The sequence below is a fragment of the Edwardsiella piscicida genome (genome assembly GCF_001896205.1).
GTDB lineage: Bacteria > Pseudomonadota > Gammaproteobacteria > Enterobacterales > Enterobacteriaceae > Edwardsiella > Edwardsiella piscicida.
In genome coordinates, this window is sequence record NZ_MPNU01000001.1 from 79,923 (window position 1) to 102,996 (window position 23,074).

A 23,074-nucleotide genomic window follows, 5' to 3' on the forward strand; every position below is an offset into this window, starting at 1 on the left:
GTCTGAGGGTATCACGTTTTCTACTGGCCGTAGCGTAGACGACCGCCGCGCCGACGGCGGACCCCGCAGTCTGTCGCGCGGCGTGCGCCCTGGCCCCCCGCTGACTGTAATAAAACTGTCATAACCCATACATTTTACTGTCATCAAACTGCCTTATTTTGCTACCTGCACCATACTTGATCCGATCGTTCATACGTTAGATGAATAACACTTCCCAGGAGGGAATATGAAACTGATGCGTACCGCTGTCGCCGGGATTGTCGCCGCGACCGTCTCCCTGAGCGCCATGCCTGCCTTTGCGGCGGAGAGCCTGACAGGTGCCGGTGCCACCTTCCCTGCGCCGGTTTACGCCAAGTGGGCAGACTCCTATCAGAAAGAGACCGGTAATAAAGTAAACTATCAAGGCATTGGCTCCTCCGGCGGTGTGAAGCAGATCATTGCTAACACCGTTGACTTCGGCGCCTCCGATGCGCCCCTGAGCGAAGAAAAGCTGGCGGCGGACGGCCTATTTCAGTTTCCGACGGTTATCGGCGGCGTGGTGATGGCCGTTAACCTGCCGGGCATTACGTCGGGCGAGCTGACGTTGGACGGTGAAACGCTGGGTGATATCTACCTGGGTAAAATTAAGAAGTGGAACGACGCGGCAATCGCTAAGCTGAACCCGGGGGTTAAACTGCCGGATCAGGCGATTGCCGTGGTGCGCCGCGCCGATGGTTCTGGCACCTCGTTTGTCTTTACCAGCTATCTGAACAAAGTCAACGCACAGTGGAAGAGTGACGTCGGCGCCGGCTCCACCGTTAACTGGCCGACGGGCCTGGGTGGAAAAGGTAACGATGGCGTTGCCGCCTTTGTACAGCGTCTGCCGGGCGCCATCGGCTACGTCGAGTATGCCTATGCCAAGCAGAATAAGCTGGCCTACACCAAGCTGATCTCCTCCGAGGGGCAGGCGGTCAGTCCGACGGAGGTCAGCTTCAGCAATGCGGCAAAAGGCGCCGACTGGAGCGCATCTTTCGCTCAGGATCTGACGAATCAGCCCGGCGATAACGTATGGCCGATCACCTCGACCACCTTCATTCTGGTTCATAAAGAATCCAGCAAGCCTAAGCAAACGGCAGAGGTGCTGAAGTTCTTCGATTGGGCCTACAGTAAAGGGGCTAAGCAGGCTAACGATCTGGACTATGCGACCCTGCCGGCGTCGGTGGTGGAGCATATTCGTACCGCCTGGAAAAGCAGCGTTAAGGACAGCGGCGGCAACGCGCTGTACTGATCGCTTTTTGGCACGCACCGCGCGGTGCGTGCCGTACCGTGACCGTTTAAGAAGAGATACGCATGGCTGATTCGCCTTTGTCTAATAAACAGCCGATGATAAAAGCGCCGAGTAAGCTTGGTGACGTCATTTTTGGGATGCTGGTCAAACTGGCGGCCCTGATTACGCTATTGCTGCTGGGGGGGATCATCGTTTCGCTGATCGTCGCCGCGCTGCCCAGCATGGAGAAGTTTGGCTTTGCATTCCTGTGGAGCAAAGAGTGGGATGCGCCTGCGGAGCAGTTTGGCGCGCTGGTGCCTATCTACGGCACGCTGGTTACCTCCCTTATCGCGCTGATCATCGCCGTTCCGGTCAGCTTCGGTATTGCCCTGTTTCTGACGGAGCTGGCGCCGGGATGGCTACGTCGCCCGCTAGGGGTGGCGATTGAGCTGTTGGCGGCGATCCCCAGCATCGTTTACGGCATGTGGGGACTCTTTATCTTTGCCCCGCTGTTTGCTGAGTATTTTCAGATCCCGGTGGGCAACGTGCTCTCCGGTATTCCCATCGTAGGTACCCTGTTTTCCGGTCCGGCGTTCGGTATCGGCATCTTGGCGGCGGGGGTGATCCTGGCGATCATGATCATCCCCTATATTGCGGCGGTGATGCGCGATGTGTTTGAGCAGACGCCGGTCATGATGAAAGAGTCCGCCTATGGCATCGGCTGTACCACCTGGGAGGTTATCTGGCGTATCGTCCTGCCGTTCACTAAAAATGGGGTGATCGGGGGCGTCATGCTGGGGCTGGGACGCGCGCTGGGGGAGACCATGGCGGTCACCTTTGTTATCGGTAATACCTACCAGCTCGACAGCTTTTCACTGTATATGCCGGGCAACAGTATTACCTCGGCGCTGGCCAATGAGTTTGCTGAGGCGGAGTCTGGACTGCATACCGCGGCGCTGATGGAGCTTGGACTGATTCTGTTTGTGATCACCTTCATCGTGCTGGCGCTGTCCAAGCTGATGATTCTGCGTCTGGCGAAGAACGAGGGACGTTAATATGGCAACGATGGACGTACAAAATCCGCAGAAGCTGGCGGAATCCCGTCGCCGCATGCAGGCCTGGCGCCGCCAGAAAAATCGTATTGCGCTGTGCCTGTCGATGGGCACGATGGCCTTTGGCCTGTTTTGGCTGGTGTGGATCCTGCTATCCACCTTTACTCGTGGCCTGGACGGCATGTCGCTGGCGCTGTTTACCGAAATGACGCCGCCGCCGAATACCGAAGGCGGCGGTTTGGCAAACGCCATCGTTGGCTCGGGGCTGCTGATCCTGTGGGCGACGGTGATCGGTACGCCGCTGGGGATCATGGCGGGCATTTATCTGGCGGAATACGGCCGCAACGGCTGGTTTGCCAACGTGACCCGTTTTATTAACGATATTCTGTTATCTGCGCCCTCTATCGTGGTCGGGCTGTTCGTATACACCATTGTGGTGACCAAGATGCAGCACTTTTCCGGCTGGGCCGGGGTGATCGCGCTGGCGCTGCTGCAGGTGCCGATCGTTATCCGCACCACGGAGAATATGTTGAAGCTGGTGCCGGACAGCCTGCGTGAGGCGGCCTATGCGCTGGGGACGCCCAAGTGGAAGATGATTTCAGCGATTACCCTGAAAGCGTCCGTGTCGGGGATTATTACCGGGGTACTGCTGGCCATCGCCCGTATCGCCGGCGAGACGGCGCCCCTGCTGTTTACGTCGCTCTCCAACCAGTTCTGGAGCACCGACATGATGCAGCCGCTGGCCAACCTGCCGGTCACCATCTTCAAGTTTGCCATGAGCCCGTTTGCGGAGTGGCAACAGTTGGCCTGGGCCGGCGTCCTGCTGATCACGCTGTGCGTTCTGCTGCTGAATATCGTCGCCCGCGTGATTTTTGCCAAGAAAAAACACTAATTTTGGGGCGCTGCCGCAGCGGCGCTGCTAACAGAGAGAAAAACGATGAGTAATGTAGTGACAGACCCGACCAACAGTAAAATTCAGGTGCGCGATCTGAACTTCTATTACGGAAAATTCCACGCGCTGAAGAATATCTCGCTGGATATTGAGAAAAACAAAGTGACGGCCTTCATCGGTCCCTCCGGGTGCGGTAAGTCGACGCTGCTGCGTACCTTTAACAAGATGTTCCAGCTTTACCCGGAGCAGCGCGCAGAGGGGGAGATTTTACTGGATGGTCAGAATATCCTGACCGACAGCCAGGATGTCGCGCTGCTGCGCGCCAAGGTGGGGATGGTGTTTCAGAAGCCGACGCCGTTTCCCATGTCCATCTACGACAATATCGCCTTCGGCGTACGCCTGTTTGAAAAGCTGTCGCGGGCCGATATGGATGAGCGGGTGCAGTGGGCGCTGACCAAGGCGGCGCTGTGGAGTGAGACGAAAGATAAGCTGCACCAAAGCGGCTATAGCCTGTCTGGCGGCCAGCAGCAGCGTCTGTGTATCGCCCGCGGCATTGCTATCCGTCCGGAGGTCTTACTGCTGGATGAGCCCTGCTCTGCGCTGGACCCTATTTCGACCAGCCGTATCGAGGAGCTGATCACCGAGCTGAAGCAGGACTACACCGTGGTGATCGTGACCCACAACATGCAGCAGGCGGCGCGCTGTTCTGATTACACTGCATTTATGTATCTTGGTGAACTAATTGAATTTAGTGATACAGATAAGCTGTTTACCGCCCCTGCGCAGCGGCAGACGGAAGACTATATTACCGGTCGCTATGGCTGATGGTTTTTAGGAAGGGAACATGGATAATCTGAATTTAAACAAGCACACCTCCGGTCAGTTTAATGCCGAGCTTGAATATATCCGCACCCAGGTAATGAGCATGGGCGGGCTGGTAGAGCAGCAGCTGACGGATGCGATCACCGCCATGCATAACCAGGATGCCGATCTGGCGCGCCGGGTGGTCGAGGGGGATGCCAAGGTCAACATGATGGAGATCGCCATCGATGAGGCCTGCGTTAAAATTATTGCCAAGCGTCAGCCTACCGCCAGCGATCTGCGCCTGGTGATGGCGATTATCAAAACGATCTCCGAGCTGGAGCGCATTGGTGACGTCGCGGATAAAATCTGCCGCACCGCGCTGGAGAAGTTCTCCCAGCAGCATCAGCCGCTGCTGGTTAGCCTGGAGTCCTTGGGACAGCATACCGTGCAGATGCTGCACGATGTGCTGGATGCCTTTGCGCGCATGGATCTGAATGAAGCCATCCGGATTTATCGTGAAGATAAGAAGGTCGATCAGGAGTATGAAGGCATTGTGCGTCAGCTGATGACCTACATGATGGAGGACTCGCGTACCATTCCCAGCGTATTGACGGCGCTGTTCTGCGCCCGCTCTATCGAGCGCATCGGCGATCGCTGCCAGAATATCTGTGAGTTTATTTTCTACTACGTCAAAGGGCAGGATTTCCGCCATATCGGCGGGGACGATCTGGAACAGCTGCTGACAGATCATCGCCGGGTGGACGAGGCATAACGTCCTACGCCGCCGCACGTTAAACCGTATCGGGCCGCCTATCAGGGCGGCCTTGTTTTATGCGTCGCGGGTCAGCTGCCAGCCGCGCTGGCGCCACAGCTGCGGGAGCTGGCGCAGATCGTCAAAGGCGGTGACCAGCGGATGGTCGATCGCCGGATTGTGGGGGTCGGCGCAAAAGTAAAATACCGGGATACCGGCCGCAATACCGGACTGTGCCCCGGCCGGCGAGTCGTCCACCAGGATGCACTCACCGATATCGACCCCCATATCGTGGGCCGCGTGGAGCAATAAATCCGGCTGGGGTTTCCAGCGCTGAATATCGTAGCCGCTGTACAGGCGATCGCCGAAGAAGGGCAGCATTCCGGTGGCGCCAAGGGAGCTTTGCATCTTACTGACCGGCCCATTGGAGGCGGTGCACATGGGGACGCAGACTTGGCTTAACAGCTCGCGGGCGTGGGGGATCGGCTGGAGCTCGCTGTCGAACAGGCGTGCCACCTCGGCGCGGTAGTGGGACTCCATCTCGGCGCGATCGGCCGTAAACGGATGACGCCGCTGTATCACGTCGATGATTTCGTACAGCCGCACTCCTTTGAATTCGCGATAGATGTCTTCCAGCGATAGCGTGATCCCATAGCGGGAGAACATACTGACATAGGCTTTACTGCAGATAATTTCGCTGTCTACCAGCGTTCCATCACAGTCGAAGAGAATACAGCGGATACTGCTCATGGGCGTCCTTTTTGGCCGGTCGGCGCGGAGAGGCCCGCGCCGTATCAACGTTATTTTCGTCCTAGTTTAAACGCTCTCCTCCGCGATGCGAACCTCGGTAAAGCGGAAGTGGTCTACATCATAAAGCCCGAGGCTGGTCAGCTTGAGCGACGGGATCACCGGTAGCGAGAGAAACGCCATCTGAATAAACGGTTCATTCAGGGTCATACCGCAGTCGCGGCAGGCCTGTTTCAGCGCATCGATGACATCGGCAATCTCCGCCGCCGATCGCGAGCTCATCAGACCGGCGATGGGCAGGGGGAGATGGGCTACGACCTGCCCGTCGGCGACGACACACAGCCCACCGCCGTCGCCGATCAGCTGATTGACCGCTAACGCCATCTCTTCCGGACGGTGGCCGATGGCCACAATATTGTGGCTGTCGTGGCTGACGGTGGCCGCCAGCGCCCCCTTGCTCAGGCCGCTGTTGTGCAGCAGGCCTAGCGCCGGCGCTCTTTGCTGACCATAGCGCTCCATCACCGCAATGCGGCATACGTCCGGCGTATCAAAGCGATCGCCCAGCCAGCGTACCGTTCTGGCCGGGGTGATGAGCTCGTTGGGGATCAGCTGAATTGCGCGATAGTCGGCGCCCTGCGTCAGCGGCAGCGTCAGATCCTCGGCGCGGAGTGGGGCTCGCCGTAGGGTATTGTGCTGCGGTGGGCAGCTGACCTGCTGGCGCGTCGGCGCGCTGTGCAGCAGCTGCTGCGCATCGATGGCTTTACCGCCGGCAAATACCTGGCGAATGGCTACCTGATCAACGTCATCCAGCAGGACGATATCCGCCTTTTTCCCCGGCGCGATCAGCCCCAGGCGCTTGAGGCCAAAGTGGCGCGCCGCCGACCAGCTGGCGACGCGGTACGCGACGTGTGGCGCGATGTGATGCCGTTGGATCAGGCGACGGATCAGCGCATCGATGTGCCCTTCGTGCGCGATCTCCCATGGATTACGGTCATCGGTGCACAGCATGCACTGCGGGCTGTTGAACTCGCTGATTAGAGGCGCCAGCGTATCCAGGTTGCGCGCCGCGGAGCCTTCGCGGATCATCAGCGCCATGCCCAGCGCCAGCTTTTCCCGTCCCTCTTCCAGCGCCAGCGTTTCATGGCAGTTTTCCACTCCGGCGGCCAGATAGGCATTCAGCGCTTTGCCGCTCAGCATGGGGCTATGGCCGTCCAGCGTCAGGTGGCGGAACGCATCCAGCTTATCGAGAATTTGCTCATCGCCGGCAATGACGCCGGGAAAGTTCATCATCTCTGCCAGCCCCAGCACGTGGGGATGCTCGCGGTAGGGCAACATAGCTGTCAGGGGAAACTCTGCGCCGTTGATATCGGTTCCGGCCAGCGCCGGCACACAGGAGCTGATCTGTATGAACTGGTTTTGCTGCGCGCCCTCGGCGCAGCGCAGGAACCATGCCAGCCCCTCCTCTCCCATAACGTTCACGATCTCATGAGGGTCACACACGATCGTGGTGACGCCGAGAGGCAGGGTGACGCTTTCGAAGGTGATCGGCGTCATCATGCTGGACTCGATGTGCAGATGGGCGTCGATAAAGCCGGGAACGGCGACGGCGCCGCCGGCGTCAATGCGCTCCAGGGCCGCGGCACAGGCGTAGGCCGGCCCGACGCCGGCAATGCTGTCGCCGCTGATGAGGATGGGGCCCGGCAGGGTTCCGCCGTTGATGAGATCCAGCAGGAAAACATTGTCGATGATGAGATCGGCAGGCTGATCGCCGCGTGAAACGGCCAGAAGACGCAGCATCGCAGCGCGGGAAAGCGATTGCGTATGTTTGTGATGAATATTTTCCATGTGGGTCACCTTACGGCTATTGGCTTTATCATTTTGATATTAAAGCGATTTTATCTGTCTATTGTAGCGATTTTATGTATATAAGCGTTTGCGTTACATCACATTGGCTGATCGGTGGCAAAAAAACAGCAAAAAAAGGATGTGACAGACATCAACATTTGGCATTTTTAGTATAGGATAGCCATCCAAGACACTATACGGATTTCATGTATGAGCCAATCCACGTCCAATACCGCCCAATCCCGGGGCGTATTCGAGCGCGTCTTTAAACTGCAGGCGCATGGTACCACCGTCAGGACCGAAGTGATTGCCGGTTTCACCACGTTCCTCACCATGGTGTACATCGTCTTCGTTAACCCGCAGATCCTCAGCGCCGCAGGCATGGATACCCAGGCCGTGTTTGTGACGACCTGTCTGATTGCCGCCTTCGGCAGTATTCTTATGGGGTTGTTAGCCAACCTTCCGGTCGCGTTGGCGCCGGCGATGGGGCTGAACGCCTTCTTTGCTTTCGTGGTCGTCGGGGCGATGGGACTCTCCTGGCAGATCGGGATGGGCGCCATTTTCTGGGGCGCCGTCGGTCTGCTGCTGCTGACGATATTCCGTATCCGCTATTGGATGATCGCCAATATTCCGCTGAGCCTGCGGGTGGGGATCACCAGCGGTATCGGTCTGTTTATTGCGATGATGGGGCTCAAAAACGCCGGTATCATCGTGCCGAACCAGGATACGCTGGTGACGGTGGGGGAGCTGACGTCGCACCATGTTCTGCTGGGGGCGCTGGGCTTTTTCATCATCGCTGTTCTGGCGTCGCGTAACATTCACGCCGCGGTGCTGGTATCGATTGTGGTGACAACGGCTATCGGTCTGCTGCTGGGTGACGTGCAGTACAGCGGCATTTTCTCTATGCCGCCCAGCGTGACCAGCGTGGTCGGCCAGGTCGATTTGAGCGGAGCGCTGAATATCGGTCTGTCCGGCGTTATCTTCTCCTTTATGCTGGTGAACCTGTTCGACTCCTCGGGCACGCTGATTGGCGTTACGGATAAAGCGGGCCTGACGGACGTCAACGGTAAGTTTCCGCGCATGCAGCAGGCGCTGTATGTCGACAGTATTAGCTCCGTTGCCGGTTCTTTCATCGGCACTTCCTCTGTGACCGCCTACATTGAAAGCTCCTCTGGGGTCTCCGTCGGCGGGCGCACCGGGCTGACCGCCGTGGTGGTGGGGCTGCTGTTCATGCTGGTGATCTTCCTCTCTCCGCTGGCGGCGATGGTGCCGGGGTATGCCGCCGCCGGGGCGCTGATCTATGTCGGCGTGCTGATGACCTCCAGCCTGGCGCGGGTTAAGTGGGACGATCTGACCGAGGCGGTGCCGGCGTTTATTACCGCGGTGATGATGCCGTTCAGCTTCTCGATCACCGAGGGGATCGCGCTCGGCTTTATCGCCTACTGCGTGATGAAGGCGGGCACGGGACGCTGGCGTGAGATTAGCCCCTGCGTGGTGGTGGTGGCGCTGCTGTTTGTGCTGAAGATAGCGTTGGTTGATGCGCACTGATCCACGCGATGAAGCGCAGCAGCGACAGGGAGGGCATTAGCCCTCCCTGTTTGTTTATGGCGTACGGCGATCGTCCATAAGCCAGCGCAGCGGCTGGCGATAGCGTTGTTGCCACCGTGGCTGGCTGTCAACGTCGCTGTCAAAGCGGGTGCGCTGGACCTGATTGGTCGGGCTGAACAGACGATCGAGCCCGGCAACCTGCCGCTGCGCCGCGGCGTTGTGTGCAAAGTCGACCAGGTAGATGCGTCGGTTATTCAGCGGGGTATCCGCGGCGGCTATCTTCCCCTGGGGCGCGATCAGCAGCGCGCCGGCGTACTGTGACGGTGAGTCCTGCAGCAGGCGCGCGGCGTGCAGGGCGCCCTGGCCGCTGCCTACCAGGTAAATGCGGCGCGGGTTGACGGTGGTCTGCGTCTGTAAATCATTCAGGGCACGCTGCACGGCGCGTTGGGTACTCTGAGCATTAACGGTGGACCAGCGAAAAGCGGACTCCGACAGCTGCTGAGTTCCATTGATCTCAACGTAGGCTACGCCAAGCTGGCGGTAGAAAGCCCGCTTTTCAGCGTCGAGCTTGGCCGACTGCGCAAAGGCGTGCAGATAGATAATGACTGGCCAGCCCTCTTTGGGGGATGCACCGCTCGGAATGGCAAAAAACGGGCGTGCCTCCTGTTCACGGGCAAAGGCGAGGTAGCGTCGCTGGGTTTCCGCCAGCATTTGTCTGAAGGCCAGCCGTGAATGTAGCGGAATAAACGCCGGATTTTCCAGCAGGTGATAGTAGTACCAGTAGCCCCGCCGCACGCTTATCTGCAGGTAGCGTTCGGCCATCTCGGGGTTGCCCTGCGCCGCCAGCGCGCTGGCTATCTGATAGGGCGCCCAGCAGCTGCGTGGATCGTCGTCCATGACGCTCAGGTACATACCGATGGCGATCAGGTGGTTATCGATCTGCTGTCCGCGCAGATCGCCGCTGTGCGGCAGAGCTCTCTGACGCAGGCTCTCCGGCAGCGGCAGCGGCTGCTCGCCGTCGGGGAGACGGCTGGCGTTGACGCCCGGGATCAGCAGCAGCGTTAGTAGCGCAAGGCCATAGACACCCATATGAATAATAAATCCTTTTTATCAAACATGTCGGTGGTTTGCCCGCGCCCCGTGCGCGGTATGTCAGCTGGATACCGTCTGTAGCGGAACATGGCTGGTAAAGCGTAGAAACGTTGGTAATAGCTCCAGCGCCTGGCGTTTCTCTCTATCGACGTTGGCCAAGCGCCCGTTGGGCTGCATATACCAGTAGTGCAGCCGCTGCAGCGAGGGCGAGCGGCTGCAGGCCCAGGCGATATCGTTGTGTATCGCGCTCAGGGTTTCTACCTGCGGCGTAGCGCTTGAGCGCAGCTTTCCCGCGCCGGGCTGGATCCGCAGGGTATCGAGTCCGCTATTGCCGAGGCCGGATATTTTCAGCACCGATTGACGGATGGCCCACAGCTGGGTGATCGCCTCCAGTCTATCCTCTTGGCGTGCGATCCAGACTTTTTCCGTATTGCTCAGGTACTGTTGCTGCAGGGGGACAAACCCGCCCTGGCGAGCGCGGATAACCTCAATATCCAGGCCTACCTTACCGGTACATCCCAGCATCACCCCGACGATGTTGCCGCCATAGGCCAGGCTGAAGTCGGGCAGGCTGGGATCGATAAAAAAAGGGCGCCCACGGCAGTCGATCGCCGTCCGCGGCAGTTTACTGTGGCCATACAGAATGGCCATCAGCTCCGCCAGCGCAACCCGGGCGTGCAGAAAACGCTCACGCCGCTTGGGGGAGTAGTGGAGTGAGGTTGCGATGACGTCTTCGGTGAGTCGATGGACGTCCAGTGGGCGATGCTCTGTGTTCCACCAGACAAAGTGGCTTTCCATAGTCACTCCCTATACTGCCGATCATCATGATGCGTCAGGCGGTAAAGATCGGTGTATTTACCGGTGTTCGTCCAGCATGCCTGTCACATGGCGGTTGTATAACCCCTAGAAGTATTTATCCTCTAACGATATTTGATAATCATCATGTATGTAATGTGTGGCATAGCGCACTGATTTGGTCACCGCGCTAGCGATGAAGGCGAGATAAGAGGAGATATACAATGGAAAAGAAGGCGTAAGCCTTGGCTGCGATGGGGGCTGCTGGCGCTGGTGGCTGTCGCGATCGGCTGCACGCCGCTGCGCACGCTGAGCGGCGATCTGGCGGCGCTGCAGCGTCTGCTGGGGGAGATGGGATTTGTCTATGGCGCGCTGGGCTATATGATCCTGTTTATTGCCGCCTCGCTGATGCTGTTTCCGGGCAGTATTTTGGTGATCGCGGCGGCGATGCTGTTTGGGGTATGGTGGGGAACGCTATTTTCGCTGCTGGCGGCGACGCTGGCATCTGCCTGCGCCTTTCTGCTGGCGCGGTATTTGGGGCGTGACTGGCTACAGGCCCGCTTTGGATCGCGCCCGCTGTTTCAGCGGATCTCGCTGGGGATGACGCGCTATGGCGTCGACTTTTTGATTTTTACCCGCCTGGTGCCGCTGTTTCCTTACAATATTCAAAACTATGCCTATGGGTTGACGGACATCGGCTTTTGGCGATACACCTTGATTTCAGCGTTAACGCTGCTGCCGGGGACATTTCTCTACAGCTATATGGCGGCAACGCTGGCGCAGCGTGGGGTGACTTGGCAGGTTAGCGTAGAGCTACTGCTGTGCGGTCTACTGCTGTTTGCCATTACCCAGGCGGCGCGCCAGGTATATCGCCACTGTCTGAGTGCGGTACGCGATAGCTCGGATCCGCTATCGGGCGACTGAGGTTGTGCGAGGAGAGAAGAATGGATAGCCATCAGCTGTTTTGCCAAGAGATGGCCGGCGTGAAACCGCTGGTCTCGGATCGCCGGGTGTCGACGGCGCCTGCTGCTCCCCCCAGCGAGGCGCAGTTGGCCCGGCGGGCGGCGGCGCAGCAGGCCTTGGACGCGTCAGTGGACTCTCTCTCGATGGCGTCGGTCGAGATGCTGCGCCCGTGCGATCTGCTGGGATTTAAGCGAGAGGGGATCCAGGACGGGGTTTATCGGAAGCTGCGGCTGGGTAAATATGCGCTGCAGGCGGTGCTGGATCTGCACCGTTATACGCTGGTTGAGGCGCGTACTGCGCTGCTGCAGTTCGTGGCGGACTGCATGGCGCGAGACGTTCGCACGGCATTGGTATTGCACGGCAAAGGGGAGCGCAGCCAGCCCCAGGCGCTGCTGAAGAGCTATGTCAGCGCCTGGCTGCCGCAGATCCCTGACGTCATGGCGATACACAGCGCCGATAGGCGCCACGGCGGCAGCGGGGCGCTCTATGTCTTACTGCGTAAGAGCGAGCGGCGTAAGGCGGATAACCGCGAGCGTCACCAAAAACGGCGAGGATAACGCCGGACGGGCCGGCGTTCGCTTTGGCGTAGCCTCACTTGCCGATACAGAAGCTGGTGAAGATGCGCCCCAGCAGATCGTCAGAGGTAAACTCGCCGGTGATCTCGCTGAGCGACTGCTGCGCCAGACGCAGCTCTTCGGCCAGCAGCTCGCCGGCCATGGCACCGAGCAGCTGATCTTTTCCCTGCTGCAGATGCAGAGCGGCCTGATCCAGCGCCTGCAGGTGACGGCGGCGCGCCAGAAATCCCCCCTCTAGACTGGTGTCAAAGCCCATGCTGCGCTTGAGGTGATCGCGCAGCACGTCGACGCCCGCGCCGGTGCGGGCCGACAGGCGGACCAGCGTATGGCCGTCGCCGTCGCTGATCCCCAGCGGTTCACCGGTTACGTCCGCCTTATTCCGCACTACGGTAATCGGCAGGCTTGCCGGCAGACGCGCGATAAAATCGGGCCAGATGGCGGCGGGATCGGTGGCGTCGGTGGTGGTGCCGTCGACCATAAACAGGACGCGGTCGGCCTGTTCAATTTCCTGCCATGCGCGTGCGATCCCAATGCGTTCGACTTCGTCGCTGGCCTCGCGCAGCCCGGCGGTATCAATGATGTGGAGCGGCATGCCATCGATATGAATATGCTCACGCAGGACGTCGCGAGTGGTCCCGGCGATATCGGTGACGATAGCCGCCTCTCGTCCGGCCAGCGCGTTGAGCAGGCTGGATTTCCCGGCGTTGGGACGCCCGGCGATCACCACTTTCATCCCCTCACGCAGCAGGCTGCCCTGGCGTGCTTCCGTGCGCACGCCGGCCAGCGAATCCATCACCGCATTCAGCTGAGCCTCCACCTTTCCGTCGGAGAGAAAGTCTATCTCTTCATCGGGAAAGTCGATGGCAGCCTCGACGTAGATGCGCAGGTGGATCAGGGACTCGACCAGCTGATGGATGCGCGCCGAGAAGACGCCCTGCAGCGAGTTGACCGCCGAGCGCGCCGCTTGCTCTGAGCTGGCGTCGATAAGGTCAGCAATCGCCTCGGCCTGCGCCAGATCCATTTTGTCGTTGAGAAACGCGCGTTCGGAGAACTCCCCCGGACGCGCGATGCGTAGCCCCGGCAGCTGCAGAATACGCTTTAACAATAAATCGAGGATCACCGGCCCGCCGTGGCCCTGTAGCTCTAGCACATCCTCACCGGTAAAGGAGTTGGGGCCGGGAAAATAGAGGGCAATGCCCTGATCCAGCAGGGTTCCATCATGGTCTCGGAACGGCAGGTAGTAGGCATAGCGTGGCTTGGGCAGCTTGCCCAATAGCGCCAGGGCTACGGCCTGCGCCTGCGGGCCGGATACGCGCAGGATCCCTACGCCGCCGCGTCCCGGCGCGGTAGCCTGGGCGACGATGGTGTCGGATGAGCTGATCATGTTCTCTCTCTTTTGGCGTTGAGTGCTGGCCCGCGCGGCGGGCGGCAAGAAAAAAGGGGCGGTCATCAGACCGCCCCCCTGGTACCTCGCTGCATCAGCGTGGGTTATTTTTTATCCCTGCTGTGCAGACCGCGTTTTTCCAGGCCGCGGTAAATCAGCTGCTGCTGGATGATGGTGACCAGGTTGCTGACGATATAGTACAGCACCAGACCTGACGGGAACCACAGGAAGAAGACGGTAAAGATAACCGGCATAAACGTCATGATCTTCTGCTGCATCGGATCGGTGACGGTTGTCGGCGACATCTTCTGGATGAAGAACATGGTTACGCCCATCAGGATAGGCAGGATGTAGTACGGGTCCGGCGCGGCCAGGTCATGGATCCACAGGGCGAACGGCGCCTGACGCAGCTCGACGGAGCCCATCAGCATGTAGTATAGGGCCAGGAAGATAGGCATCTGGATCAGCAGAGGGAAGCAGCCGCCCAGCGGGTTAACCTTCTCGCTCTTGTACAGCGCCATCATCTCCTGACTCATGCGCTGTTTGTCATCGCCGATACGTTCGCGCATGGCCTGCAGCTTGGGCTGCAGCATACGCATCTTGGCCATCGAGGTGTACTGCGCCTTGGTCAGCGGGTACATGATGCCACGAACGATAAAGGTGATGATAATGATGGCGAAGCCCCAGTTCCCGACGAAGCTGTGGATCAGCTGCAGCAGCTTAAACAGCGGCTGAGAGATAAACCACAGCCAGCCATAGTCCACGGTCAAATCGAGGTGCGGTGCGACGGCAGCCATATCGCTTTGCAGCTCTGGGCCGACCCACAGCGTGGTGCTGAGCACCTTCTCTGTGTTAGGCGCGACGCTGACGGACGGCGCTTTATAACCGATAGCCGCCTGGCCGTTGCCCAGATTGGCGGTGTAGAAGGTGTTTACGCCGCTATCGTGCGGGATCCAGGCGGTGGCGAAGTACTGCTGCAGCATGGCGACCCAGCCGCCTTTCGTCTGCACGTTCAGGTTCTTGTCTTCGATATCGCTGAAGCTGTACTTCTGATACTTGTCATCGCTGGAGGAGTAAGCCGCGCCGCGGAAGGTGTGCAGCGCAAAGTTGTTGCTGCCGGTATCGCGGTGCTTCGGCAGATCGACGGACTGCTTGAGCTGACCGAACAGGGTCAGATCCAGGGCGTCGTGGCTGTCGTTTTTCACCTTATAGTCAACGGCGATAGCGTAGTCATTGCGCTTAAGAACGAAGGTTTTGGTGTAGATAACGCCGTTCGCAGCGGTATAGGTCAGCGGGATTCGCAGCTCATCTTGGCCCGGCAGCATTTCGTAGCTGGTTTGGTTAGCGCTGTACAGCGGGCGGGCGCCGTTAGCCGGGTTATCCGGACCGCTCTTGCCGGTCAGGCCGCTCTGAGCCTGGTAGACAAACTGCGGCGTGGTTTCCAGCAGCTGGAACGGGGTATTTGAGCCCAGCGTAGCCGGGTAGGCCAGCAGATCGGCCTGCTCGATGTCGCCACCGCGGGTGTTGATGGTCAAAGCCAGTACGTCGGTCTTAACCGTAATAAGCTTACCCTGGCCGCTTTCCGGTACTGCCTGGCTAGCGGTGTCACTTACGCTCTGTCCTGCTGTCTGAGCGACCGGCTGCGGATTGTTGTCCGTCTGCCAGGCCTGCCAGATTAAGAAGGACACGAACAGCAGAGCGACGAGGAATAGATTACGTTGCGAATCCATCTTAATGTTCTCTGTTATTGGTCTTTGGCGGCACGGGATCATCGCCACCCGGGTTCAAAGGGTGGCATTTTAATACGCGTTTCAGTGTCAACCAACTGCCTTTTACCACTCCAAACCTGCGCAAGGCCTCAATTCCGTACTGTGAGCAGGTAGGATGGAAGCGACAGTGCGGCCCAAGCAGCGGACTGATAAAGCGCTGATAACCACGTATCAGCGCAATCAGGAGACGCGAGCCTGGCGACAATGGCGACGCCATAATTTTTCCAACATCTCTGTCAGCGCCCGATTATCGAGTTCCTGAACACCCTTTTTGACGATTACCACAAAGTCCATGGCTGGCAGCGAATGCTGACGCAGACGGAAACTTTCGCGTGTCAGACGCTTGATACGATTACGCTCGTGAGCGCGTTTGACATGCTTTTTGGCGACTGTAAGACCGATGCGGGGATACCCCAGCGAGTTCATACGGCCGAGAATGGTAAGTTGGGGCGTACCGGCTCGTTGCGGTTGCTGGAAGACGAAATTGAAGTGATTGGGAGTTAACAAACGTAACTCCCTAGGGAAACTTAGCTTAACCACTAATCTGGTCAGCTAAATTAACCGGCTACGGTCAGACGAGCGCGGCCTTTAGCGCGGCGACGGGCAAGAACCTGACGGCCATTTTTGTTTGCCATACGAGCACGGAAACCGTGGGTACGGTTGCGTTTCAATACGGACGGTTGGAAAGTGCGTTTCATAGCGATTTCTACCTAAACTTTAAATAATTACTGATCAGTAAACGCGTTTGGCTACTCGACGTGAGAACGACCGACGCCTCAATCGCATATATTAAAGAGGCAGGATTGTAATAATTGTACAGTCCTGAGTCAATTGACTTATGCCAAGCAGCTCACCTGGGCTCACACGGGTAAACCCGCTGTCACCGTCACACCTAACCTTCCGGAGGGTTGGGGTACTGCGTTTCCGGCAACAGAACGCAGGCGTAACGCGTGGGTGGCAAATTATACGGACTCCCTACCAAAGCGCAAGGATCTTAGTGTGATCCTTCTGACGATCTTGGGATCGGTGCGGCATTGATCAACGGTTTTTCTGAAAGTCTCCGCTTTGTGCTGCCGTTAACGCTATATTGCATAGGAAAAGGGATAATCCATACAGGGGGCCGGTTGGTCTGTGGATAAAAAGGATCGATTCTGTGCAGAAGGAGAGGATCTTCTGTGCGGTTTAGGCTATGATCCGCCATCCCGATCGCGATCCCTTTCTTGTGAGGGGCGGTTGTGCGAGTATGCCGCGCAAGCGGTGACCAGGAAGTGGTCAAGTTGTGGGTAACCTGTTTATGATCCCGCCGCCCCGTTGGGATCCGGCCGCATTGCGCGCCGCGGGCTACCGGCTGCATTTCCGGTAAATGAAAAACCCTAAGTACCCTAATCATTTCTTATTTATCTTTGTTCGAGTGGAGTCCGCCGTGTCACTTTCGCTTTGGCAGCAGTGTCTTGCCCGATTGCAGGATGAGTTACCTGCCACAGAATTCAGCATGTGGATCCGTCCTCTTCAGGCGGAGCTCAGTGACAACACGCTGGCGCTGTATGCGCCCAACCGCTTTGTTCTTGATTGGGTTCGTGATAAATATTTAAATAATATTAATGGGTTACTTAATGATTTTTGCGGTTCCGATGCGCCGGTGCTGCGTTTTGAGGTGGGCAGTAAGCCGGTCGCCCCGGCTGCGGTCAGCAGCGCCGCCAGCAGCGGCGTGAGCGTGGCGCCGGCCGCCGTGCGAACCAGCAGTCCGGCGCGCCCGAGCTGGGAGCGGGTTACCGCCCAGCCGGAGCTCTCCTATCGCTCCAACGTGAATCCTAAGCACACCTTCGATAACTTTGTTGAGGGTAAGTCTAACCAGCTGGCGCGCGCGGCGGCGCGTCAGGTGGCGGATAATCCGGGTGGCGCTTATAACCCCCTGTTTCTATACGGCGGTACCGGCCTGGGTAAAACGCACCTGCTGCATGCGGTCGGCAATGGCATCATGGCGCGTAAGCCGAACGCCAAGGTGGTGTACATGCATTCAGAGCGCTTTGTTCAGGATATGGTCAAAGCGCTGCAGAATAACGCTATCGAAGAGTTCAAGCGCTACTACCGCTCTGTCGATGCGCTGCTGATCGACGATATTCAGTTTTTTGCCAATAAGGAGCGCTCACAGGAGGAGTTTTTCCACACCTTCAATGCGCTGCTGGAAGGCAATCAGCAAATCATCCTGACCTCCGACCGTTATCCTAAAGAGATTAACGGAGTAGAAGATCGCCTGAAGTCGCGCTTCGGCTGGGGACTGACGGTGGCCATCGAGCCGCCGGAGCTGGAGACGCGCGTCGCTATTCTGATGAAGAAAGCCGATGAAAATGACATTCGCCTGCCGGGCGAGGTGGCTTTCTTCATTGCCAAGCGCCTGCGCTCGAACGTCCGCGAGCTGGAGGGGGCGCTGAACCGGGTGATCGCCAATGCCAACTTCACCGGGCGGGCGATCACCATTGATTTTGTCCGCGAAGCGCTGCGTGACTTACTGGCGCTGCAGGAGAAGCTGGTCACCATCGACAACATTCAGAAGACGGTGGCGGAGTACTACAAGATTAAAGTGGCCGACCTGCTGTCCAAGCGCCGTTCCCGCTCCGTTGCCCGCCCGCGCCAGATGGCGATGGCGTTGGCCAAGGAGCTGACTAACCACAGCCTGCCGGAGATCGGCGATGCCTTTGGTGGGCGGGACCATACCACGGTGCTGCACGCCTGCCGCAAGATTGAGCAGCTGCGCGAAGAAAGTCACGACATCAAAGAAGATTTTTCTAATCTAATCAGAACGTTGTCATCCTAATTACCTAATAGTCATCGTAGCGATATGAAATTTATTGTTGAGCGTGAGCATCTTATCAAGCCGTTGCAACAGGTGAGCAGCCCGCTGGGCGGGCGCCCTACGTTGCCGATTCTGGGTAACCTGTTGCTGCAGGTGGAAGATGGCCATCTGTCGCTGACCGGCACCGATCTCGAGATGGAGATGGTGGCCAGGGTGCCCCTGGTACAGCCCCATGAAGCGGGAGCGACGACGGTCCCGGCGCGTAAGTTTCTGGATATTTGCCGCGGTCTGCCGGACGGCGCCGAAATTTCGGTGGCGCTGGACGGCGATCGCATGCTGGTCCGCTCCGGGCGCAGCCGTTTTTCTCTGTCTACCCTACCGGCCGCGGATTTTCCTAACCTGGATGACTGGCAGAGCGAGGTGGAGTTTACCCTGCCGCAGGCGACGCTGAAGCGCCTGATCGAGGCGACGCAGTTTTCCATGGCCCATCAGGATGTCCGCTATTATCTGAACGGCATGCTGTTTGAAACCGAGGGCGAAGAGCTACGTACCGTGGCGACGGACGGCCATCGCCTGGCGGTCTGCTCAATGCCGATCGGTCAGAGCCTGCCGAGCCATTCGGTGATCGTACCGCGTAAAGGCGTTATTGAGCTGATGCGCCTGCTGGACGGCGGCGAGACGCCGCTGCGTCTGCAGATTGGCAGCAATAACCTGCGCGCTCACGTCGGGGGATTCATCTTTACCTCCAAGCTGGTCGATGGCCGTTTCCCTGATTATCGTCGCGTCTTACCGAAGAATCCGGATAAAGCCCTAGAGGCCGGCTGTGACGAGCTGAAGCAGGCCTTTGCCCGCGCGGCGATCCTCTCCAATGAGAAATTCCGCGGCGTACGTCTGCACGTCAGCCATAACCAGCTGAAGATCACGGCCAACAATCCGGAGCAGGAAGAGGCCGAGGAGCTGCTGGACGTGGACTATCCGGGCAGCGATCTCGAGATCGGCTTTAACGTGAGCTACGTTCTGGATGTGCTAAACGCCCTGAAGTGTGAGCGTGTGGTGATGATGCTGACGGATGCGGTTTCCAGCGTACAGATAGAAGATGCCGCCAGCCAGGCGGCGGTGTATGTCGTGATGCCGATGCGTCTGTAACGATGGCGACACTTTGCTCACGTAGTGAGTCAGCGCGCCGCGCCGAATCTACCGTGGCCATGGTAGGGCGGTGTGCATGGCATTGACCCGTCTCGTGATCCGTGATTTTCGTAACATCGAAGACGCCGATCTCGCGTTGGCCCCAGGATTTAATTTTCTGGTCGGCGCCAACGGCAGTGGAAAGACCAGCGTGCTGGAGGCTATCTATACGCTGGGGCACGGGCGGGCGTTTCGCAGCCTGCAGGCCGGGCGGGTGATCCGTCATGACTGCGCCGCGTTTGTGCTGCATGGTCGTATTGATGACGGCGGCGGGCGGGAGCTGGCGGTCGGGCTGAGCAAGGATCGCCAGGGGGACAGCAAGGTTCGCATCGACGGCAGCGACGGCCATAAAGTGGCTGAGCTGGCGCAGATGCTGCCGATGCAGCTGATCACCCCCGAGGGGTTCACCCTGCTCAACGGCGGACCTAAATACCGTCGGGCCTTCCTAGACTGGGGCTGTTTTCACGGTGATCGGGGCTTTTTTACCGCGTGGAACAATCTGCGGCGGGTGTTGAAGCAGCGCAACGCCGCACTGCGTCAGGTGACGCGCTATGCCCAAATCCGGCCCTGGGATCAGGAGCTGGTGCCGCTGGCCGAACAGGTCAGCGCGCTGCGGGCGGCCTACAGTGAGGCTATCGCACAGGACATTGCGGCGACCTGCAGCCAGTTTTTACCGGAGTATGCGCTATCCTTTTCGTTTATGCGCGGCTGGGATCGCGAAAGCGACTATGCCGCGCTGCTGGAGCGTCACTTTGAGCGCGATCGGGCGCTGACCTATACCGCGCAGGGGCCGCACAAGGCGGACTTCCGCATCCGCGCCGACGGTACGCCGGTTGAGGATTTGCTGTCGCGCGGGCAGCTAAAACTGTTGATGTGCGCGCTGCGCCTCGCACAGGGAGAATACCTGACGCGCCACAGCGGCCGTCAGTGTCTGTATCTGATCGATGACTTCGCCTCTGAGCTGGATGCCGGGCGGCGCCGTTTGCTTGCCGAACGGCTGAAAGCCACCGGCGCACAGGTGTTTGTCAGCGCAGTCAACGCCGATCAGGTCGGCGACATGGTTGATGAAAAGGGCAAGATGTTCCGCGTGGAACAGGGTAAAATAGCCGTTTAGATTCGATTTATTACGATAGTTATCCAATGAGCGAGAAAGGCTGATGTCAAATACGTATGACTCCTCAAGTATCAAGGTATTAAAAGGGCTGGATGCCGTTCGTAAGCGCCCGGGCATGTACATCGGGGATACCGATGATGGTACGGGTCTGCACCACATGGTGTTTGAGGTGGTGGATAACGCGATTGACGAAGCGCTCGCTGGTTATTGCAAAGATATCATCGTCACCATTCACAGTGACAACTCCGTCTCCGTACAGGATGACGGCCGCGGCATCCCAACCGGCATTCACCCGGAGGAGGGCGTCTCTGCCGCCGAGGTCATCATGACCGTGCTGCACGCCGGCGGTAAGTTTGACGATAACTCTTATAAGGTCTCCGGCGGCCTGCACGGCGTGGGGGTTTCCGTGGTGAACGCCCTGTCTGAAAAGCTGGAGCTGGTGATCCGTCGCGACGGCCATGTCCATGAGCAAATCTACCGACACGGTGTGCCGGCGGCGCCGCTGAAAGTGGTTGGCGACACCGAGCAGACCGGTACTCGCGTGCGTTTCTGGCCGAGCATGGAGACCTTCAGCAATGTGGTCGAATTCCAGTATGACATTCTGGCTAAGCGCCTGCGCGAACTCTCTTTCCTGAACTCCGGCGTCTCCATCCGCCTGCGCGATAAACGCAACGATCGCGAAGATCATTTCCACTATGAGGGTGGGATCAAGGCGTTTGTCGAGTATCTGAACAAGAACAAAACGCCAATCCATCCGAACGTGTTTTACTTTTCGACCATGAAGGATGATATCGGCGTAGAAGTGGCGCTGCAGTGGAACGATGGCTTCCAGGAGAATATCTACTGCTTTACCAATAACATCCCGCAGCGCGACGGCGGGACCCATCTGGCCGGTTTCCGTGCGGCGATGACCCGTACGCTGAACAGCTACATGGAAAACGAAGGCTATACCAAGAAGAGCAAAATCTCCGCTACCGGTGACGACGCGCGTGAGGGGCTGATTGCCGTGGTGTCCGTGAAGGTGCCGGATCCCAAGTTCTCCTCTCAGACCAAGGATAAGCTGGTCTCTTCGGAGGTGAAATCCGCCGTTGAGTCGCTGATGAACGAGCGTCTGGCTGAATACCTGCTGGAAAACCCCAGCGATGCCAAAATCGTCGTCGGCAAAATCATCGACGCGGCCCGCGCACGTGAAGCCGCGCGTAAGGCCCGTGAGATGACCCGCCGCAAGGGCGCGCTGGATCTGGCCGGCCTGCCGGGCAAGCTGGCGGACTGCCAGGAGCGCGACCCCGCCCACTCAGAGCTTTACTTAGTGGAAGGGGACTCCGCGGGCGGCTCTGCCAAGCAGGGACGTAACCGTAAGAATCAGGCCATCCTGCCGCTGAAGGGGAAAATCCTCAACGTCGAGAAGGCGCGCTTCGACAAGATGCTCTCCTCGCAGGAGGTCGCGACCCTGATCACCGCGCTGGGCTGCGGCATTGGCCGGGATGAGTACAACCCGGATAAGCTGCGCTACCACAGCATTATCATCATGACCGATGCCGACGTCGACGGCTCGCACATCCGTACGCTGCTGTTGACCTTCTTCTATCGTCAGATGCCGGAAATTATCGAGCGCGGCCATGTATATATTGCTCAGCCGCCGCTGTACAAGGTGAAAAAAGGCAAGCAGGAGCAGTACATTAAAGACGATGAGGCGATGGATCAGTATCAGATGTCCATCGCGCTGGACGGCGCCGCCCTGCATATCAACGCTGCCGCGCCCGCGCTGGCCGGTGAGCCGCTGGAAAAACTGGTGGCGGAGCATTACCAGGTGCAGAAGCTGATCGGTCGCATGGAGCGTCGCTATCCCAAGGCGGTGCTGAATCAGCTTATCTATCAGCCGACCCTTAGCGAAGCCGATCTGGGGAACCAGGCGCAGGTTGAGCAGTGGATTAACTCGCTGGTGGCAACGCTGAACGAGAAAGAGCAGCACGGTAGCGTCTATAGCGCCCGCGTTCTGGAGAATCGCGAGCGTCAGATGTTTGAGCCGCTGGTGCGCGTGCGTACCCACGGCGTGGATACCGACTACGCGTTTGACTTTGACTTTGTTCACGGCGCCGAATATCGCCGCATCTGCGCGCTGGGCGAAAAGCTGCGTGACCTGCTGGAAGAGAGCGCTTTCGTGGAGCGTGGCGAACGTCGTCAGCCGGTGGCCAGCTTTGAGCAGGCGTTGGACTGGCTGGTGAAGGAGTCGCGTCGTGGCCTGGCCATTCAGCGCTACAAAGGGCTGGGTGAAATGAACCCGGAGCAGCTGTGGGAAACCACCATGGATCCGGAAGGGCGCCGTATGCTGCGCGTGACCATCAAGGATGCGGTGGCGGCCGATCAGCTGTTCACCACCCTGATGGGGGATGCGGTAGAGCCGCGCCGGGCCTTTATTGAAGAGAACGCGCTTAAAGCGTCCAATCTGGACTTTTAATTGCGCCGGATATAAGTGGTTTAAAAGGGACGGAAACGTCCCTTTTTGCTGTGGATTAAT

The 23,074-nt window shown here is 58.6% G+C and carries 21 protein-coding genes; 12 read left to right on the top strand and 9 right to left on the bottom strand.

Going from position 1 to position 23,074, the window contains the following annotated elements:
• The first annotated feature begins 226 nt into the window (after window positions 1-226).
• The 5 genes from pstS (at window position 227) to phoU (ending at window position 4,766) form a co-directional block, all read left to right on the top strand.
• Window positions 227-1,267 carry a phosphate ABC transporter substrate-binding protein PstS gene (gene pstS / locus BRD58_RS00370; protein ID WP_012850331.1) on the top strand — a complete coding sequence of 347 codons (1,041 nt, stop codon included), beginning with the start codon at window positions 227-229 and terminating at the stop codon, window positions 1,265-1,267.
• 62 nt (window positions 1,268-1,329) lie between these two features.
• Window positions 1,330-2,301 carry a phosphate ABC transporter permease PstC gene (gene pstC, locus BRD58_RS00375; protein ID WP_109579902.1) on the top strand — a complete coding sequence of 324 codons (972 nt, stop codon included), beginning with the start codon at window positions 1,330-1,332 and terminating at the stop codon, window positions 2,299-2,301.
• A 1-nt stretch (window position 2,302) separates the two neighbouring features.
• Entirely contained in the window at window positions 2,303-3,190 is an 888-nt protein-coding gene (gene pstA, locus BRD58_RS00380) for a phosphate ABC transporter permease PstA (protein ID WP_012850333.1), read from the top strand.
• 45 nt (window positions 3,191-3,235) lie between these two features.
• The gene (pstB, locus tag BRD58_RS00385) at window positions 3,236-4,015 is read left to right on the top strand and encodes a phosphate ABC transporter ATP-binding protein PstB (protein WP_015462590.1); all 780 of its coding nucleotides are present in this window, start codon (window positions 3,236-3,238) and stop codon (window positions 4,013-4,015) included.
• 19 nt (window positions 4,016-4,034) lie between these two features.
• Window positions 4,035-4,766: a phosphate signaling complex protein PhoU gene (phoU, locus tag BRD58_RS00390; protein WP_012850335.1), complete on the top strand. Its 732-nt coding sequence runs from the start codon at window positions 4,035-4,037 to the stop codon at window positions 4,764-4,766.
• Between the two features lie 57 nt (window positions 4,767-4,823).
• On the opposite strand, the gene yieH is transcribed toward phoU, so the two are convergent.
• Window positions 4,824-5,495 carry a 6-phosphogluconate phosphatase gene (gene yieH, locus BRD58_RS00395; RefSeq protein WP_012850336.1) on the bottom strand — a complete coding sequence of 224 codons (672 nt, stop codon included), beginning with the start codon at window positions 5,493-5,495 and terminating at the stop codon, window positions 4,824-4,826.
• 66 nt (window positions 5,496-5,561) lie between these two features.
• Window positions 5,562-7,337: an adenine deaminase gene (adeD, locus tag BRD58_RS00400; protein ID WP_073381361.1), complete on the bottom strand. Its 1,776-nt coding sequence runs from the start codon at window positions 7,335-7,337 to the stop codon at window positions 5,562-5,564.
• Between the two features lie 210 nt (window positions 7,338-7,547).
• Between adeD and BRD58_RS00405 the strand changes: the two genes are divergently transcribed.
• A complete protein-coding gene (locus BRD58_RS00405) occupies window positions 7,548-8,885 on the top strand; it encodes an NCS2 family permease (RefSeq protein WP_012850338.1) in 1,338 nt (445 codons plus the stop codon).
• A gap of 54 nt (window positions 8,886-8,939) precedes the next feature.
• On the opposite strand, the gene BRD58_RS00410 is transcribed toward BRD58_RS00405, so the two are convergent.
• Entirely contained in the window at window positions 8,940-9,974 is a 1,035-nt protein-coding gene (locus tag BRD58_RS00410; RefSeq protein ID WP_073381364.1) for a hypothetical protein, read from the bottom strand.
• A gap of 63 nt (window positions 9,975-10,037) precedes the next feature.
• A complete protein-coding gene (locus BRD58_RS00415; RefSeq protein ID WP_012850340.1) occupies window positions 10,038-10,775 on the bottom strand; it encodes a 4'-phosphopantetheinyl transferase family protein in 738 nt (245 codons plus the stop codon).
• Window positions 10,776-11,045: 270 nt separating this feature from the next.
• Here BRD58_RS00415 and BRD58_RS00420 point away from each other — a divergent pair, with 270 nt between their 5' ends.
• Window positions 11,046-11,696 (top strand): TVP38/TMEM64 family protein, encoded by a 651-nt coding sequence (locus BRD58_RS00420; protein WP_012850341.1) that lies wholly within the window; start codon window positions 11,046-11,048, stop codon window positions 11,694-11,696.
• Between the two features lie 20 nt (window positions 11,697-11,716).
• Window positions 11,717-12,292, top strand: coding sequence for a DNA endonuclease SmrA (smrA, locus tag BRD58_RS00425; protein ID WP_015462595.1), 576 nt, complete (start codon window positions 11,717-11,719; stop codon window positions 12,290-12,292).
• Window positions 12,293-12,326: 34 nt separating this feature from the next.
• Here smrA and mnmE read toward each other — a convergent pair whose 3' ends face one another.
• From mnmE to rpmH, 5 genes are all read right to left on the bottom strand, one after another.
• Complete coding sequence (gene mnmE, locus BRD58_RS00430; RefSeq protein WP_073383826.1) at window positions 12,327-13,691, bottom strand: tRNA uridine-5-carboxymethylaminomethyl(34) synthesis GTPase MnmE; 1,365 nt, start codon at window positions 13,689-13,691, stop codon at window positions 12,327-12,329.
• Window positions 13,692-13,798: 107 nt separating this feature from the next.
• A complete protein-coding gene (yidC, locus tag BRD58_RS00435; protein ID WP_012850344.1) occupies window positions 13,799-15,424 on the bottom strand; it encodes a membrane protein insertase YidC in 1,626 nt (541 codons plus the stop codon).
• 1 nt (window position 15,425) lies between these two features.
• On the bottom strand, window positions 15,426-15,680 hold the full coding sequence (gene yidD / locus BRD58_RS00440) for a membrane protein insertion efficiency factor YidD (RefSeq protein WP_015462597.1): 255 nt from the start codon (window positions 15,678-15,680) through the stop codon (window positions 15,426-15,428).
• Entirely contained in the window at window positions 15,644-16,003 is a 360-nt protein-coding gene (gene rnpA, locus BRD58_RS00445) for a ribonuclease P protein component (RefSeq protein WP_015462598.1), read from the bottom strand. Before rnpA ends, yidD begins: the two co-directional genes overlap by 37 nt.
• Before the next feature lie 17 nt (window positions 16,004-16,020).
• Window positions 16,021-16,161, bottom strand: a complete 141-nt coding sequence (rpmH, locus tag BRD58_RS00450; protein WP_015462599.1) for a 50S ribosomal protein L34 — start codon at window positions 16,159-16,161, stop codon at window positions 16,021-16,023.
• 725 nt (window positions 16,162-16,886) lie between these two features.
• Between rpmH and dnaA the strand changes: the two genes are divergently transcribed.
• The 4 genes from dnaA (at window position 16,887) to gyrB (ending at window position 23,014) form a co-directional block, all read left to right on the top strand.
• Complete coding sequence (gene dnaA, locus BRD58_RS00455; protein WP_109579898.1) at window positions 16,887-18,278, top strand: chromosomal replication initiator protein DnaA; 1,392 nt, start codon at window positions 16,887-16,889, stop codon at window positions 18,276-18,278.
• A 24-nt stretch (window positions 18,279-18,302) separates the two neighbouring features.
• Window positions 18,303-19,403, top strand: coding sequence for a DNA polymerase III subunit beta (dnaN, locus tag BRD58_RS00460; RefSeq protein WP_012846885.1), 1,101 nt, complete (start codon window positions 18,303-18,305; stop codon window positions 19,401-19,403).
• Window positions 19,404-19,479: 76 nt separating this feature from the next.
• Window positions 19,480-20,556 carry a DNA replication/repair protein RecF gene (gene recF, locus BRD58_RS00465; RefSeq protein ID WP_015460643.1) on the top strand — a complete coding sequence of 359 codons (1,077 nt, stop codon included), beginning with the start codon at window positions 19,480-19,482 and terminating at the stop codon, window positions 20,554-20,556.
• A gap of 43 nt (window positions 20,557-20,599) precedes the next feature.
• Window positions 20,600-23,014: a DNA topoisomerase (ATP-hydrolyzing) subunit B gene (gene gyrB / locus BRD58_RS00470; protein ID WP_012846887.1), complete on the top strand. Its 2,415-nt coding sequence runs from the start codon at window positions 20,600-20,602 to the stop codon at window positions 23,012-23,014.
• Window positions 23,015-23,074 lie beyond the last annotated feature (60 nt).